This window comes from Actinomadura spongiicola (genome assembly GCF_003432485.1).
Taxonomy (GTDB): Bacteria; Actinomycetota; Actinomycetes; order Streptosporangiales; family Streptosporangiaceae; genus Spirillospora; species Spirillospora spongiicola.
In genome coordinates, this window is record NZ_QVNQ01000001.1 from 426,307 (window position 1) to 443,935 (window position 17,629).

The 17,629-nt window shown below is 62.0% G+C and carries 8 protein-coding genes; all 8 read left to right on the forward strand.

Features of this window, described 5'->3' with window-relative positions; all coding sequences use genetic code 11:
- Positions 1-256: 256 nt before the first annotated feature.
- Positions 257-3,289 (forward strand): protein DpdE, encoded by a 3,033-nt coding sequence (gene dpdE / locus D0T12_RS02045; protein ID WP_267900388.1) that lies wholly within the window; start codon positions 257-259, stop codon positions 3,287-3,289.
- Complete coding sequence (dpdF, locus tag D0T12_RS02050; protein ID WP_117397510.1) at positions 3,286-5,820, forward strand: protein DpdF; 2,535 nt, start codon at positions 3,286-3,288, stop codon at positions 5,818-5,820. The genes dpdE and dpdF overlap by 4 nt, the downstream gene beginning before the upstream one ends.
- Positions 5,821-5,822: 2 nt before the next feature.
- Positions 5,823-6,728, forward strand: a complete 906-nt coding sequence (locus tag D0T12_RS02055; protein ID WP_147339342.1) for a hypothetical protein — start codon at positions 5,823-5,825, stop codon at positions 6,726-6,728.
- Positions 6,729-6,907: 179 nt separating this feature from the next.
- On the forward strand, positions 6,908-9,823 hold the full coding sequence (locus D0T12_RS02060) for an ATP-binding protein (protein ID WP_117397512.1): 2,916 nt from the start codon (positions 6,908-6,910) through the stop codon (positions 9,821-9,823).
- The gene (locus D0T12_RS02065; RefSeq protein WP_117397513.1) at positions 9,813-10,526 is read left to right on the forward strand and encodes a hypothetical protein; all 714 of its coding nucleotides are present in this window, start codon (positions 9,813-9,815) and stop codon (positions 10,524-10,526) included. The genes D0T12_RS02060 and D0T12_RS02065 overlap by 11 nt, the downstream gene beginning before the upstream one ends.
- The gene (dpdJ, locus tag D0T12_RS02070) at positions 10,519-14,931 is read left to right on the forward strand and encodes a protein DpdJ (protein ID WP_158581370.1); all 4,413 of its coding nucleotides are present in this window, start codon (positions 10,519-10,521) and stop codon (positions 14,929-14,931) included. Before D0T12_RS02065 ends, dpdJ begins: the two co-directional genes overlap by 8 nt.
- Positions 14,928-15,458 carry a phospholipase D-like domain-containing protein DpdK gene (dpdK, locus tag D0T12_RS02075; RefSeq protein WP_117397515.1) on the forward strand — a complete coding sequence of 177 codons (531 nt, stop codon included), beginning with the start codon at positions 14,928-14,930 and terminating at the stop codon, positions 15,456-15,458. Before dpdJ ends, dpdK begins: the two co-directional genes overlap by 4 nt.
- Positions 15,455-17,602, forward strand: coding sequence for a protein DpdD (gene dpdD, locus D0T12_RS02080; protein WP_147339343.1), 2,148 nt, complete (start codon positions 15,455-15,457; stop codon positions 17,600-17,602). The genes dpdK and dpdD overlap by 4 nt, the downstream gene beginning before the upstream one ends.
- Positions 17,603-17,629 lie beyond the last annotated feature (27 nt).

Sequence of the window (17,629 nt, forward strand, 5' to 3'; positions counted from 1 at the left end):
TATTGCAACCCCTCGACTACTCCCGGATAGGCTGCGCAATTGCTTCCTTAGGTGTGGCATCGAAATGGAGGGCTTCTGCGTCACGGTCCGTGACCTAGCAACGATCTGGTAACGGTCCCCCCTCTAGGGAGGAAGTCTGACTTTGCTGGCGACCGGGACGAATGGTGGCATACAGTAAGGGGATGCCTCCGAGGAACGTGAGGGTGTGGGCTTGCTGAACCGACACTCCTCGCCTGACGCCTACGTCGGTCGTTGGGTGCAGGTGCGATCCAGTCGTCTGGGATTCGCCTTCTGCCGCGAGAAGCGGCCAGAAGGCGCGGTCGTCGTGTACACCGATATCCCAGGCAGTGCCGAGGTTCGCGAGATAGCAGCAGTGGAGGATTTGATCTTCCCTCGTGTCTCGCCTGGGTCTCGCGTCTGGGTGAAGGGTGAGCCCTACGGTTGGCATGCCGCAGAGGTAACGGGACTCACCGCGTTCGGTGACTACCGGGTTCGGGTCAGCGGAATCCATACAGACCTGAAGTTGTCGGGTGATCAATTCAAGATCCGCTGGGATCGGCCCTTGACGGATCCGGTCAGTGCCGTTGTCCAAGGATTCTGTGACTCCCCTGAGTACTACGAAGCGCGCCGGGATTTCCTGGATCAACTAGTGCTTCAGCGGAGAGTTTCGAGGGGTTACACAGCTTTTCTGTCCGCACCTGTGGAGCTTTACCAGCACCAACTCGATACGGCGGCCAGAGTATTGTCCGATCCTGTGCTTCGCTATCTACTGGCCGACGAGGTCGGATTGGGTAAGACGGTCGAAGCATGTATTGTCGTCCGACAGTTGCTCCTTGACGACAGCCGGGCGACAGCGCTCATAGCAGTCCCCTCCACTCTGCTCCAGCAATGGGGGGTCGAACTCCGAGAAAGGTTTCTTCTTGGAGAGGAGATGGGGGAGCAGCGTGTTCGCCTTGTTTCCCATCAAGATCTTGCGGGTGAAGTCAGACTGAGTGAGCACGCCATCGTTGTGGTAGATGAAGCCCACCGGCTCGTCTCCCAGTTCTCTCTCCACCCCCATCTTCGAACCGACCTGCACCAGGCCAAGAGCCTGTTGTTGCTTTCGGCTACGCCCATGAGCGGGAACCTTTCAGTCTTGCTCAATCTGCTCAATCTCGTAGACCCGGTCGCGTATCCGACGAACGACCCTAAGTCTTTCCGTGAGCGGGTGAAAGGACGTGAGAGAGAGGCGACGAATCTGCAGGTGCTTACCTCTCGGCGTGCGAGTCCACGCCTGCGGAGCGCCGCGCTAGACGAACTGCTCAGGACGCATGGTAAGGACCCCACGGTCGCTCGACTAGTAGAGCAATGCTACTCTGCCGAACCAATGTCCTCCGCATGGGTGGATCTTAGCGACTATGTACGGGAAACCTACCGCATCAGCCGGAGAATGATTCGCCATCGGAGGAACAGCGGCGTCGCCGAAGACTATCCAGTGGTAGGGCGTCGGCCTGTTTTCGTAGCGCTTGAAGATTCGACACGGCGTATGGTCGACGAATTCCTTGAACAATACCGTGATCATCTTGCGAACAACCCTGCACTCGTGGGAAGTCCTAAGCGTTTTGCGCAAATGGTTCTTCATGCTCTGGGTGGACCTCGTGCCTTCCTTCATTACCTCCGGCGAAGTCTCACCGTAGAACAGGACGACCGGGCTCTGAATGAGGCGATGGTCGCGCGACTTCAGATGGTCGACACGGGCACTCGGTCGCGCGTCGCGCTTGATATCGTTGCTGACCGGCTGGCCAAAGATCTCAAAATAGTGGTGGTCGGGACCTCGTCCGACATAGCACGGGAGTTCTATGAGGCAGCACAGGAACGGTGGGGAAACAATGTGACCGGGCATCTGATCTCTATGGAGCAGGCAGTTCGCGAGAGAGAGACCCTAGCCTTCTTGAATAATTCTGGCGGGCATGTTCTCGTCGGTGATTTCACCCTTGAGGAAGGGAGGAACCTGCAAGCGGCACATGTGCTCATCAACCTTGACCTGCCCTTGGATCCTAATCGGCTGGAACAGCGGATAGGGCGTCTCGACCGGTTTGCACTCCGGGCGGAGCCTGCAGAGATCGTGACATTCGTGGAACCCGATAGTGAGTGGGTCAGCGGACATGTTCGCCTACTGCATGAAGGTATAGGTATCTTCACTGCTTCTGTCGCCACATTGCAGCGAAAACTAACTGAAATCCTTAACGAAATCATTGCACAGGTCGAGTGCGAGGGTAGCGGTGTTTTCTCATTCGACTTGACGGAGTTGCGGAGAGGTATCGAAGATGAGCGTACTGAGGTGGATCTCCTAGAGGAGCTCGAATCTGTCACGGCGGCATCCGATTTCGATGAGGCGACCATGGCCGACCTGCGGCGGACAGAGGAGGATATCGAGGATCTGCAGAACGCGTTTCTCAGGTTTACCTCGGCACGAGGCGGCGTAGGCCTGCGACCGCAGGTGGCTCCAGACGGGGAGCTGCTGCGTCTTCGTACCGACTCTCGGTACGTTCCCGGGCTCCCGGATGATTTGGCCGCTGAGGTCCTTCCCCTGTTGAGGCGCCCGCGAGTGTACGCACGCTCCGCCGCGACGTGCCGGAGGGGGGTAGCTCCACTTCGGCTCGGAGACCCGCTCGTCGACTGGCTCGAGCGGTATCTTCGTACGGACGAGCGTGGCCGAGCCCGCGCGATCATTCGTCCTTGTGACGATGTGCACGAACCGTCGCTCTGGATGTCATGCGACTTTCTGGTGGAATTCGACGCTTCCCACTTGGTGGCTGAGGATGAGGGCGTTAGACGTCGGCTTCGCCGACGAGGCGACGCTCTGCTCCCACCAAGCGTCCTCCGTACGTGGACAAACCCCACCGGTCCGGCGTCCGCACCTGCGCTGGAGATTCTGGATGCCCCCTTTGATCCCGATTCGGACCAGGTGCTGCGGGGGAGGGCGTGGGGGGACGTGCTGACCGCGCTGCCGGACTGGCAGCAACTCTGCCGCTTGAGTGCCGACGCGGCAATCGACCACATTCGTTCCCTCCCGGCCCTCAGCACAGAACCTCCGGCGGCGGCGCGACGGGCTCAAGAGGAGGCCTCGGCCCGAACCGCAGTTTTGCGAGCCAGATCGCAGCGGCTGCCGACAGAAGCCGAACGCAGAGCAGCCCATCTGGAGATGGAGCGGGAGGAGTCCCTCGGGGCTGCATTGGTGAGAGGTACTGCACAACCGGCCGTATCGACCATCGCCTGCGGCGCGATCGTGCTTTGGCCAACGCCATGACAGACGAACTCTATTCCGACCAGGATGAACTTCTCCGTCACTGGCTGCGGGCAGCGGATGGAGGAAGACCGCCCGACTTTGCGGACGACCTCTACACGCGCCTGGCTTATGCCACCGTGGATCCCCAGAGCAGCGAACTCGATACGGCGGTGCTGATCCGCCACCTCCTCCGGAGATGGTCACTGCGGGATGGCCGTCGAAACACCGTGGTCACCACTCCGGAGATCTCGGCGCGGCTGCGCAAGGTAGCGACGCTTACGCAGTTGCGGGAACGCCCGACAGATACTTGGTCCGCGATACCCTGGAATCCAACCTGGCTCAACTTTCAAGGAGATCCGGACGGCGCGGCGGCTGCGGGAACGATGCGCGGAGCGAGATTCTCTGACGTTCAACTGATCGCAGACCCGTTTTTCACGAAGTGCACTGGCCATGGCTACTACAGCACGCCGGGGCAGAGGGCCGCCTGCCGCGCTGTAGTTTCCGTTCCGGCAGGCAGCACCGTGATTGCAATGCTTCCCACAGGGTCAGGCAAGACCGAGGTGGCGCTCTGCCTGGCAGACCAACGGAATGATGCGGTCACCCTGATCGTGGTCCCGACGGTTGCTCTAGCCTACGACTTCGAACGCAGATTCCGAGATCACTATGCGCGTCGGAGCACCCGGATAGACCGGAACTCCCTTCATTTCGCCTGGACTGCGAGCACTCCGGAGTATCTACGGGAGCGCATGCGGTCGCGCGTACGGGAGGGCATACAGCCGATTCTGGTCACATCGCCGGAATCGATGACCCGTGCGCTCCGACTGCTGCTGCTGGAAGCAGCCGGTACGGGGCGCATAGGGGGCTTTGTCTTCGATGAGGCACATTTGGTCACACAGTGGGGCAGAGACTTTCGGCCTGAGTTTCGCACGTTGGCGAACCTGAGGCGCGACCTAATACGCAAGGCAGCCGACACGGGTCATCCTAGCCCGATAACACTGTTGCTCAGCGCGACGCTAGGAGCGTTCGAACTTCGTGACCTGCACCGTATGTTCGCGGAGCCTGGCCCGTGCACGCTCGTTGCGGCCAACGCCCTGCGTGCCGAACCGGAGTTGTGGACGGCGGCAGCGGACGATCCGGGGCAGAGAGAAGCATGGGTCTTGGAGGCACTTGCACATCTGCCACGGCCGGCAATCCTTTACGTGACGGCGCCGGAGGCTGCCGAAGACTGGCTGTCCCGCCTGCGGGGGGTCGGTTATCGGCGGCTCGCTCTCGTGACTGGTAAGACGAGCACAGAGGAAAGGGCGCGTGTCCTCGCCGAGTTGCGGTGGAGCGCCGAAAAGGCCGCGACGGTGGACCTCGTCGTCGCCACCTCGGCCTTCGGTCTCGGCATCGACTACCCCCATGTGCGCACTGTGGTGCACGCCTGCATGCCGGAAACCGTGGATCGCTGGTATCAAGAACTGGGGCGGGGAGGGCGTGACGGTGCCGCGTCCGCCGCGTTCCTGCTGACTGCGCCAACGGACCGACGCGAGGCGGAGAAGCTTACTACCAAGGTACTCACGGCCGACACCGCGAAGCAGCGATGGTCGGACCTCTGGAGTCACCGTCAGCAACTCGCAGACCGATCTTTTGTCGACCTGGAAGGTAGCCGTGGTACGGCGGCTCGCGGCTCTTACAACCGTCGCTGGAATGCTCAGCTCGTCCAGGGACTGGTCGAGTTGGACGCGCTTCGGCGGTTTCAAATGGATGTCGAGGACTTGGTAGACTTGGCTGACGAGACCGGAGAACAGCGCGAGTGGGCCTGTGTCGAGGTGTGTCGTGGCGACCTAAGAGACTCGTCCTTCTGGTCCAATTTTTGGACGCCATGGCAGAAGCAGGAATGGCTGAGATCACGAAGGGCCTTGGACTCCGTTGTCAATCTGGTACGCGGATCCGTGCGCGCGTGCGAGGCGATCGCAGGGTCCTACCGGCCCGACGAGGAGACCCGCCGTATCTTCGGTCCCTCCACTGCTTGGGCTGAACCGCTGACTCCTTGCGGCAGGTGCCCAGGATGTCGGCAAGACGGCGTTGCCCCGCCCGAAGACCCGTCCCCCAGTCCTATCCAGCAATGGCCCGTCTCGAATTACCTCACCCCCCGGCTTGAGGATCTCGCGAATGCCGCCGCTGCCCAAGACCGGCTCGTGTTACTTACGACCGACAACCACGACACCGTGGCCTTGCCCTTGGCACGGGCTATGGTCCGTCGCGGAGTGAGGCATCTCGCTGGTCCGATAGGTGAGCCGATACACCATGGAGACTGGCTGTTTGTCGACTCGTTGCCTATAGGACCCGGCGACCTGACCCCCTGTTCGTCCTTCGTCGTGTACCCGCCGGCGAGTCGAGTCCCGGGCACCTGGTTGAGGTCGAGGAGACGACTGACCCAGCACGGTGGCGCTCTACCCGCGTTCGATGTCCTCCTGCTTCCGCGCGGCGCTACCGTCGGGGATCGGAAGGTAGGACCCGACCTGCCCGCGCTCGACGCCGTGACCGCGCTCCAAGTTCTCGGAGGTTAACCGTGGACTATCTGAAAGGCCATGTCACAGCCAGCGCTCCTGCGCTCGTCGTCATCTGCAGGTATCTGGCCGCACACCCCCAGGGCGTAGAAGAAGCCGAACTCCGAAGTGCCCTACAACCGCACGTTCCGGCTAAGAGTCAGGGAACCAGGTCGGATGGCGGCGTTTTCGTCGCCTCGCTGAGAGTCGGTCAGGATCTGAGGATCATCGAGCCCCAGGAGGTCTCGCGTAACCGGCGCCGTTGGGCTGTGAGTGAATCCCTGCAGGAGGCGATCGAAAGGGACACGTCACCCGGCGCTCAGATCGTCAGGAGCCTCGTGTTGCGCCGCTTGGGCGCTCGTGCGGCGACTGCCATCGAGGCAGGGGACCCGCCGCCGGACCTCGGGCTTGCGCTCACTTGGTTTCTCATGCAGAACCCGCTCGCGCCTTTTTCCGTCACTTGGGGGGACGGTCCAGAGGCTGCCTTCAAAGATGGGTGGAAAGAAGATCACCCCCCGGTTGGCAACGCGGAGCAGTGGCGCTCTTTCATGAGGTGGGCAAGATCTTTGGGGCTTGCTGTCCGCGCTGATTTTGGAGGGCAGAAATCGGCTCTGATCGCTGATCCGACGCGAGCCATAGAGATCGTCCTGGGCGAGATGCCTAGTCGACTGCTCGCCGATGAGTGGTTCCGGCACCTGCACTCACTTCTGCCGGTTCTGGGCGACTCGAGGCTGGCATCTGTTCTACCGCAGGTCAGTGGCTCCGTCGATGAGGTTCCAATGCCAGTCGTGCTCGCGATGAGGAAACTGGAACGCATGGGGAAGTTAAAGCTCGTCGCTTCGGATGACTCGAGCAACGCCGTCGCCCTGCGACTCGCTAGAGGCGACCGCCGCATCGGTGAGGTGCACATCCTGGAGGCCCTGGCGTGAGCAATTCGATGAAGGGATTTCGCTGCTGGAGCGCCAGGTCAGTCCGAGAAACGGTGTACTCCGATATCGGAGCGCTACCCAGCGGTGCTGACGCTGTGTTTCTCGCCGCGCACTCCCCCATGACGCTGGCCCACCCTAAGGGGGAACAACAGCCGGATTCTGACTCAGATGAGCGACAGGTGCTTGACGCCCTGCTCTCCGGTATTGGAGACGAAGACAGGAACACCCTCATCGCCGTGACCGGAGGGTCCGGCGCCGGCAAAAGCCATGTCGTGCGCTGGGTACACGCTCACCTGGATCGGGCTGACGAGCGGTATCACGTCCTCTATGTGCCGCGGGCGGTCCAGACCATCAGGGAACTGTTGCGCAGGATCGTGGTCGGGCTGCCCGGTGACGGCGGCGATGAGTTCATGGAACGGATCGATGCGGCGGTGGGTAACACAGGCCCCGCGGAACTCCAGGACCGACTCTTGGAGGAGATGCGTTTCGCGTTGAACTGGGCGCTCGAACCCCAACTTCCCCGGGACGGTGAGAGCGAGAAGGAACGAGAGGCCCGGGAGGAACGCAACAGCCTGCTCGGTGACACCGATGATTTGGGTAAACGACGAAACGGCCTGGCGGATCTACTGGCCTTGCCCCCGGTGAACCGCGTCCTGCTCCGCAAGGAAGGCCGACTTCATCGGTTCGTGGCGTCCGTGTACGAGGAGACCTCACGGCGTGACGGGGAGCAGGAGGAGTTCGAGCCAGAGGATCTCCCGTTGCGTGAGACCGGAGTACTGAGGGCACTGGCAGGAAACGTAGACCTCAAAGGGCTGTGGGAGGTCGTCCGCTACGATCCCGAACCGGCCCTTGACTTGCTCGACGAAGCCCTGCGCAAGGCAGTACCTAGGGCGCTTGGCATGCGGACTTCCGGCAGTGGGGTAACGCTTGACGAGCTCTTTCGCCGTTCCCGACAGTTGATGCGAAGGCAGGAAAAGGAACTGGTCCTTATCTTTGAAGACTTGGCTCAGTTCGGTCTTATCGATGGTGAACTATATGATCAGTTCGCCACTCAGCCGGGGGCCGATCTCGCGCCTTTGCGGGTTGTGTTCGCGGTGACCGACGCTCCATACAATAAGCTTCCGGAGACCGTCCAGACGCGAATCACACACCAGTTCAAGATCGAATCATCTGCTCTTGCTGACCGTGAGGCATTTGTCGCCCGCTATCTCAACCTCGTCAGGGTTGGACGTAAGGACGTCGAGTCCGCCTGGTCGCGGGTCCAGGACGACAGTACGGAGGGCTGGGTCCGCAACGCCTGTGATACCCGGGAAGACGGGCTGCCATGCCGGGTTAGGGAGGAGTGCCACGCAGGCTTCGGAACAGTTGAAGTTTCCGGCCTCGGTCGTGTGGGTCTCTATCCCTACAACGACGTAGCAGTACGTCGTTCGTTGAACAACAGAGGCAAGGGCGCCACCCCGCGAGACATCCTCGATGTCTGCGTCTCAGAGACGTTGATCGAGGCCGATGCGCACATTGGACGGGGCACTTACCCGCATGATCGGGTACGTGACCGTTTCGATTTCACGATCAGGCGTTCCAAAGACACCATCCTGGCAGGACACGTCGGCGAGCAGGCCGACCGACTATTTCGCGCCTTGGTGGTCTGGGGTGATGAGTCGAGCCTCAACTCGATAGTGGCCGACGCTTTCGCTCTGGAAGTGCCGGCCGGGCGGGAGTCCGTAAGTCCGACGCCTCCGAAGGATTCCCCGCCGAAACCTGATCCGGGGGAGAAGCCCCTCCCTCTTAGGTCGAGTCCGCTCCCTCAACTTTTCCAATGGCAGGTTGGAGACCGTCTTCCCGACAGTGAGACAGATCTCTACCGAGATCTTCTCTATCGCCTGGTCCGCTCCCGACTGGATCTCGAGCACGCCTTGTTCCACACTGCGAGTGGCGAGGGAGCAAGGATCCTGAACGAACTTTTCAACCGGACCTCTTTTGACTTCGGGAAGGACGCGAGAGGCCGTCGCGCGGGTACCGGGAAAGTGCTTTTCAGCATCGGACGTGATGATGAAACCATCAGAGTGCTGGCGGCTGCGCGATGGTTCTACGACAACGGTCATTGGATCCCGGAGAACGGGGTCTGGCCCTGGCCTGAGGGTTACGATCCATTCGATCTGATGCTAGCCCTCGAATGCCGCCTAGATGACTGGGCTGACCAGGTCCGCACAGCCTTTATAGAGCGGGTTCGAGGCCGCGGTTTGGCCCGTGCGGCCGTCGGGACGCGTGCCGTCGCGCTAATCGCGGCAGGGCTGTCGCCTGCGTCGGTTCAGCGGGTCGACGACATCATGACCGCCGGGGCGCCTGCCTCCACTCCAGCCACGCCGTCTTGGGCGGCTGCGGATCGGGCTGCCCGGGACATCCTGTTGAACTCCTCAATTCACGACCTGGTCGGTGAGGTCGCTGGGGTACGGCAAGGCGACACTGGTGCTGCTGAACTCGTCGATGCGGTCGAGCTAGAAGAGGGACTTAAGCAGACCCTGCGAGCACCTGTTGTCTTCCTCCGAAACGTGGTCGAGGAGTTCCGTGAGGCAGCTCCAGTCTTGGCCGGATCAGCGGACACTCTGGTAACCGCAGTGGAACAGGCGGCCCCTGCCCAATTGCATGAGATCGGCACAGCGGTTGAGACACTCGTGCTGGGTCTCGAAGGGCAGGAGCCGGCGTCAGTGGCCAGGGCAGCCCGTGAAGTTGGGCGACGGGCGTTGGAGAGTGGGTTTTTCAGGCCCGCTGACGGCTGGAACGCTTTCAGTGACGCGCTGGACACGCTGAAGTCTGTACCCGCTGGACTCCCCCTCGAGCAATACGTCGGCGACAGACGACATGAGGCGTCGGACGCCCTTACCACACAACATTGGACCCGTGTGGCTGTGAGAGGTGCGAGAGCACTTGAAGTGATCCGGCGGAGCATGATGGCGACCCGGCTGGAGTGCGAGCGGAGCGACGGCGTCAGCGGGAACCTGGATCAACAGGCGCAGGACGTGCGTCAAAAACTAGGCCAGGCCAAGAAACACCTTCACGCACTGGGCAGTGCCGAGAAGGAGAACGATGGCTGCTGACATCCCTCAATGGATCGAGGAGACACGCGTAGCGGTCGACCGGGCTGGTCAGGCGGACCGCGCTCAGATGGATTTCGAGGCCCTAATCACGGCGTCGGAAGAACTGGGCCAGGTTCTGCCCAGCCTTGCTGAACTCCACAACGCTGCGGAACTGGGCCGGGGCGTCTGGTGGACCGGCTTGGACGTCAATCCTGGCCTGCTGGCTGATTTGGACAAGGCTCAGACAGGCCTGGGTACGCGGCAACAAGCCCTGGAGAGGCGAAAGCTGACGAACGTCGCACGACAGCTCACTCGCCTGGAACCACGGTTGCGTGAGTCAGCTATGGCCGCCTGGAAGGAGTACGTTGCGTCGCAAGCCGGCGACGCCGCCGAGTTGCGTGACCTGATGCAAGTGCTATCCGGCGCCGAAGGTATCGCCGATGTAGCCCGACAGCTCAACGAAGCCCTCGGCAGGCTGGCCAGGCTCGAGAGGCGACTGCCCGACACACGTTCGCTCGAGGTCCTCGATGAGGTTAGTGCGCTCTTCGGGCTTTTGGAGGGAAGACTGCCCGCAGCGGTGAAGACCTTCGTGTCCGCCGCGGCGCGCGGCGGTGCCTCACTCGAACTGGTTGATGCCGAAGTACGGGAATGGCTTATCGACAACGGCGCTCTGCAAAACTTCAGGGCGGTCCCGGGACGCCCCCAGGAGGTGCGACATGGATGAATACTTGCTTGAGGCTTTGACCATGATCGAACTCCGGGAGGCGGAACTTCTCTCCTGGGGGGCAGTGGGGGCTGAGTGGACTGAAGGCGAACTCCTCACGGTCCTATCGGCGTACGGGAGCGCCTCGGAACTTTTGTCCCAGCTAGTTGAAGCAGCTCTGGTCGTCCGCACGCCTCACGGCGGCTACCGCTCCCGCAGTGCGGAGACAATCCGGCTGCTCGCCACGCTCAGACAGGCATTTCCCCAACAGCGGGTTACCGATGGCAGGCCCCTGGTGCTGGACTACAGGTTCCTGCACCGTCCGCGGCGTCGGCCCAAGCGCAGTATCCCTGCTCAGGAGGTGCTGGATGAGATCCGAGAGTTGCTAGGTCCGGGTGGTTCTGCTGTCGCGCAACGGCTTCTGCCGGTTGAACTCTCGGGATTCCAACGGCGCAGCGCTAACGCTATCATCGACGCGCTCGGGAGCACTCAATCCTCGGGCGTCGTGGTAACCGCTGGTACGGGCAGTGGAAAAACTCTGGCGTTCTACCTGCCGCTTCTCTCATGGCTCGCAGATCAGCCAGAAAGACGACGGAGTGCCGGAACTTTGGCACTGGCGTTGTACCCGCGAAATGAACTCCTCAAGGATCAGCTCCGAGCACTTCTAGGTTACGTCCAGGGTCTTCAGGTCGCCGGTGACCTCCAGACCGCCCCCCCGAGCCTGGCCACCTGGTTCGGCCTGACTCCGGCGTCCGTCTACACGGTCAAGCAGGGATGGGCGGAGGGCTGGAGTAAGCGTGGCGACGATTACGTCTGCCCATACCTTCGCTGCCTGGACTGCGACTCGGAACTGCTCTGGCGCAGAGTCGATCTGGATATGAACCGGGAACGGCTGGTCTGCGGTGCGGGCACCTGCCGGTCCGAAGTAGACGGGCAACTCCTACGACTGACTCGCGAGAGCGCGCGCCAGAACCCCGCCGATCTCATGCTCAGCACCACAGAGTCGCTCAACCGTCAACTCTCCGCTCCCGGCAATCTCGGAGCATTCGGGGTACGTCCGGCGACCCTCGCCGCTGTTCTTCTAGACGAGGTACACACCTATGAGGGCACGACCGGAGCGCAAAATGCAATCCTCCTGCGCCGCCTTTCGCAGACGCTACGCCGCTCACCTGTCTGGGTCGGGCTCTCCGCCACGTTGCGCAATGCGGGGGATTTCTTCGCCCAACTGGTCGGCCTATCGCCGGGCGCGGTGACCGTCGTCCAGCCCAGGACCGAGGAACTGGAGGAGTCCGGAGCCGAATACCTGTTGGCACTCCGGCACGATCCGCACTCCAAGACTGGGACAATTTCCACCAGCATCCAGACGTGCATGGCGCTGGCCCGCTGCCTCGACTCGAAGGCGGACAACCCCTTCAACCCGCCGCCTAACTCTGATGGAGTCTTCGGAAGCAGACTCTTTGCTTTTACCGACAAGCTCGACAGCACCAATCGGCTCTTCTGGGACCTCCTGGATGCTGAAGGCTGGCGCTGGCCGGGCCGACCCCATGAGAGACGAGTCCTGACTCTTGCTCACCTACGGGCAGAGAGACAGGGACGTCTGGATGCAAAACGCCAAGAGCCGGCCGGGAAGCGTGATCTTGACGGGCAGTGGTGGTGGCTGCCGGAGCACTTGGGACATGGAGTCGAAGCCGACCGCCCACAGCGGCTAGGCCGCACCAGTTCGCAGGATCGCGGTGTATCAGCCGATGCTCAAGTGGTCATCGCGACGGCGACGCTCGAAGTGGGATTCGACGACGACCGTGTCGGTGCGGTTGTGCAGCACAAGGCCCCACATGATCCTGCGCAGTTTCTACAGCGTAAAGGACGCGCTGGACGAAACCCGGCGACCCGTCCCTGGACAGTGGTGGTGCTCAGTGACTGGGGCAGGGACCGCCGGGCATGGGAGGCATACGATGCCCTCTTCGACCCTGAACTCCCACCGCGTAACCTCCCTCTCGAGAATCTATATGTGCTAAGGATCCAGGCGGTTTACGCACTCCTTGACTGGCTAGCCATCGAGTTGCGCTACTCCGGTCGCGAATCGACCTGGGAGGATCTCGCCGGCCCTGCGAGAGCACTCTATCCGAATAGCACATCTAGGCAGGATCAGGCTCTGATCCGTCAAACGCGGATCGCGGACCTGCTGACTCGGCTACTTCGGCCCGGACCCGAACGCGAACGGCTTCGGCGCCATCTTCGGACTGCGCTTGGACTGGGCGCCGGGGAACGGGCGGAGTCTGTGGTTGACAGCCTGCTATGGGACTCCCCCCGGCCGTTGCTGCTGGCTGTCGTCCCGACGATACGACGTCGACTGCAAAATCAGTGGAGGGGGGAGGAGCCTTTGCCGCGGGACACCGGATTGCGGACGCGCACACCCCTGCGCCAGTTCGTACCAGGCAATCTCTTCGACGATCTTCTGGTTCCCGATGTGGAACTGCTCGTGCCTGGTCTACAGCAAGACGTCCAAGTCGAAAATCTCCCCGCATTTCGGACGCTTCGTGAGTTCTGCCCCGGCAATGTGAGCAGGCACTTCGGAGTGTGGGCTACCAACAAGCGGCACTGGGTTCCCCTCCCCGCCATGGCTCCCGGAACGGACGAGCACAGGATCGACGTCGTGAAGCTGTATCGTGGCGTCCCTGTTGATGTTGTCGAGACTGGGAACGAGCGTGTGACGGTCTACGCACCGACGGTCGCCGCGTTGGAGGCTGTTCCCAAGCTGGTGAAGGATGCCTCCGCAGTTCGACCGGACTGGGAGTTCCAGGTGTCACCTCTCGGCCAGGGGTGCGAACTACGTGTTGCCCCGGGGGCGGACAAACTCATCACAGGAATCACCGCGCATCTGCATGTTCAAGGGGGCGGTGCACGCACCTTGCGTTACGCCAAGACGGCGTCCGGGACGGTCTGGGACCCGCGGTCGAGACCAGTTCGGCTCCGCTTTGGCCACGGCGTCAAAGACGACTGGAGGTCGGAAGCGCTCGGGGTCGAACATCACTGTGACGCACTCGAGGGCGTTGTCCGATTGCCCGACCACGTGGAGCCACCCGGCTCGGAGGAACGTAGCCAGCGTCTGCGGCATGTCCTCGAGGTCGAGGCGACTCTCCCCGCCACGATGTCATCCTTCGACCGGGAGACACTCGTCGAGGTCGTCCTGCTGGCGGTGACCACCACGAAGTTGGAGGAGGAATCACCGCGCTGGGAGACCGAGTTGGCGGGAGCAATGAGGGAGGCCGCGACCACCCTTGGACTGCTCACTGAGGATGCACAACATGAAGGCCGAGCCAGTAGATCGTGGACCGACTGGTTCGAGGACCCGGATGTGTTGTCCGCAGTCCGCGAAGCACTCGCGGAAGCCGAGCACAAGGTACGTTCGGACGCTTGGACGTCCTGGTGGCGTGGGCGCCATACACTATCCGCCGCACACCTGGTGCTGGCTGCGCTCTCGGCACTCTGCCCTGGAGTGGATGCGGAAGAACTTTTGGTCGATCTTGCCCCGGGTGACGAAGGCCGATTCTGGATCTCGGAACCGACCCCTGGAGGCACTGGCCAGATCGAGGCATTTGTCCGCGTACTCGTACAGGAGCCCGAGGCATGTACACGAGCACTTGAGGATGCGCTATATCCCTCCTCGATTGAGACCGTGGACCACGAACTCACGACCCTTCTACGCAATGACGCAGACGAGGTACAGTCCGCGCTGGCCGGGCTTCGGGACGCTTGGCGGGGAGGTCATGCGGTCGTGGCGTTCGCGGCGCAGCGGCTGGACGATGTCGCCCGGAACCACGGTCTCGCCCTGGGCGGCCCGGCCCGTTCCATTTTGAGCACTCGCATTGCCGGACCCGGCGCCCATTCTGGCCTGCAGGCCGCAGTCAGATCCTGGCTCGATCTGCGCGACACGGTCGTTGTCAAGGCAGGGTTTGCAGTAGGTGCCAGGACATTGGCTGCCCTTGTCGCCGAAGACGAAGGTCTGGACGAGATCCTGCATCTCAGCGAGAGAACGACTAGGCAACGGCGTGCTCGCGCCGTGGCCAATGTTTTGTGGCCGTGGGGCGAGACTGCGCAAGCGGACCTCTCGCACAACCCGTACGCTTCGGGACTCCGGGCTTCGATTCCGGCGCTGCGCGCTTTTGTCAACTTCAGCCCGCCCTCACTTAGCGCCGTTCCCTGGGACGATGAACGCCGAGATGCAGTGCACGACATCCTCCGGGAGTGCGGCGAGACAATTCTGCTCGCACCTCACACGAACAGCGCCGTTCTCCGATCAGCCATCCTGGACCTGCAGACTCGCCCGGTCGAGGTCGGAACGCTTCTATGTCATCCAGTCGTGGTCGGGACTCGCATTACGACTCAGTACGTTGAGGCCCGCGTACTGCTAAGGGAGGCGCTATGAACAGAGTCATCCGCAAGTCCAGTGCTCAGAGTTCCAACGAGGTCCTGGACCTTCTCGGTGCACTATTTGCTGCGGAACTCGTTCATCAGAGCACCCACCTTTGGCTCGTCTCTCCCTGGATCTCAGATGTCGGTGTCATCGACAACACCCTCGGTACCTTTCCCGCGCTCACCCGTTTCGGACGGCGCCACATCCGCCTTGCCGAAGTCCTGGCCACGTTGGCGGCGGAACGCACATATGTGATCGTTGCCACGACAATCGACAGTCATAACAACACCTTCAAGCGCCGACTCCAATTTCTCGCCCGTGACCTGGACGTTGAAACAAATATCAAGGTGGTGACAGATCCAACCGGCCTGCTGCATACGAAGTCGCTCACCGGGGATGGGTATGCGTTGGCGGGCAGTATGAACATTACCTACAATGGTATCCACCTGCGCGAGGAGCAGGTGGAACTGAACACGGACCCAGCTTACGTGGCCCAGGCTCGTATGGACGCCCGCGACCGGTTCGGGGATGACTTGTGAGTGCTTTCGAAGCGTTGCGTCGGGTTCTCGGTGACACGGCGCGCTTTAATTCGCTGCGAGATCGAATAGAAGTTCTTTTCGAAGGCCAAGTGCGCACTTGGTCCAGGGGGACGAGTGGCTGGCTGGTGATGCCAGTGGACCGCGAACCCGCCGGTTTCTACTTAATATCCGAAGACCGTGAAGGACAGCGGTGCGGACAGGAGGTGCTCGCTGCCTTCCTCGGCCCAACGGTCGCTACTATCGAACCAGCGCCGATATCTCCAGGAAACGAAGGGGCCGACGGGATACTGCGGGCTGTTGGGATCAACCATCTGTCCCATTTGCAACGTACGGACGCATCGGCGCTGGTCATGCTTGAGCGGTTGGAGGATGCGGTCGCGACCGTGACCGGGACGGACGTACGGCGGCGTTCTGTTCGGCCATCGCACGTGGACCTGCTCCGTGACTTCCGGCTGGCGCTGTTGCGGGGGAACGGTCGCGTCGCCGAGCACGCCCTGGACGAACTGCGGCTGACCGGGCGGCTAAGCGCCGAGAACCTCAGGTTCCTGAAGGTGGAGTTGCTCGGTCGTCTCGAGCGCTGGAGCGAACTGCAAGATCTTCCCTACCTTCAGGAGATGCTCCGCGCCCGGCGACCCCGTGCGGTAAACGAGATCCTCCTGGAGATGCTGTGGTGGAAGGAGGTAGCCCCTCTTTCTACCTCAGAATTGTCCGCTGAGGACGTCTACACACGCGCGGACCTCAACTCTCGTTACGGAGTGATCCTCAACGCCGTTGATGTGCCCATCACGGAGAACGGCCGGAAGGTTACGGCCGTAGCCGCTCAGGTACAAGGGGACCGAGGCCGACTGGAGAGGCTGCTGCGCGCCGCCGCCACCGACGCCGAACGTGGGTGGTTGCGGTCTCTGGTCACACATGGTGATACTGCTGCGCGCCCGCGACCAGTCATCCTCCCGACCATTCAGGAACTGTTTCAACAGGCACAGTACGGCGCAGTAACCCGTGCCTTCCTCGAATCACCTGAGCCGTCCGAAGCCGATATGGCAGTGCAGGCCGTTCTCGAAGGCGAAGAGACCAACCAAGCACCCGCCGTCCGCTCACTGGTGTCTGGGTTTGTCGAAGAGGGACGGCTGCGTCCGGACCGCCGGTTGCTCAGAGACCTGGAGGAGTTGGACCGGCTGGTCGGGGGATCTTGCCACAGTTGGACGGAGTGGTGTGCCCGTCTGGGACGAAACGAGCACTGGCCTGATGCAGCGCAGGTCCTGCGGGCGCAGCACCATCAATGGGCGGGGTTGGGGTCACTGTCGTATGCCGAGGCCCGTGCGGCGGCCGACAACGTTCTCAGCGCTTGGGCAGGCGCAAACCAAGAACAGATTGTGGCTGCGCTGGACCTGCTATGCAGCGCAGCGGCCAAAGCGGCCGCGACGATACAAGCAGGAGAGTTCTTCGACGTCGTCCTGATGCTGCTGGTGGATCAGCCGAGTCTGAGCGCTCCAGTACGTGATGCCTACTTGCTCCTCATCGTAAGGCTTCTGGAAGGCGGACCTACCGAGTCCCGTTACCAAGAGACCCTGAACCATGCGCTGCTCCTGTGGAGACGGATCTCCTCGCCTGCTGCGGTTGACTGGGGGCTCAGCCTCGTGGACGTCCTGCTCTATGCTCCCTCGCCTGTGCCGGAAGCGAGACTGGCCACCGTCTCCGAGGTGATCAACAAAATCCGGAGCTTCCAGCAAAGGCTCAGCTCGCGCCAGGACTCAGAGTTGGAGACCCTGGCAGGCGAGGCCGGCCTCCCGGTCCGGCAGCCGCACGAGCAGACATCCGACGTGGACACCGTCTGGAAGCGGCTAGACGGTTCGGTAGTCGGTGTCTACTCACTTCTGCCTCGAGCGGCTGCGTCACTTGAAAAGCGCCTGTCCAGACTCTGCTCTCCCAGGGCAGTCGAGGGCAACACCGACAAGGTGGGAACAGCAACTTTGCGCTCGCTCGCCGCCCGGGCCGACTACTTGATCGTTGACACATGGCACGCTACCCATCCCGCGACATCCGCGATCGATCAAGCGAGGGATAGAGACAAACAGATCATGCCGCAGGGCCAAGGAGTCACGGGCTTCATGCAGGCTCTTGAACAGCATCTCTCGTCCGCATAATGGCTGGTCGATTATGGACGGCCACTG

Coding starts and splice junctions, on each gene's coding strand:
- dpdF (WP_117397510.1), top strand. CDS start 3,286: ATGACAGACGAACTCTATTCCGACCAGGATGAACTTCTCCGTCACTGG.
- D0T12_RS02065 (WP_117397513.1), top strand. CDS start 9,813: ATGGCTGCTGACATCCCTCAATGGATCGAGGAGACACGCGTAGCGGTC.
- dpdK (WP_117397515.1), top strand. CDS start 14,928: ATGAACAGAGTCATCCGCAAGTCCAGTGCTCAGAGTTCCAACGAGGTC.
- dpdJ (WP_158581370.1), top strand. CDS start 10,519: ATGGATGAATACTTGCTTGAGGCTTTGACCATGATCGAACTCCGGGAG.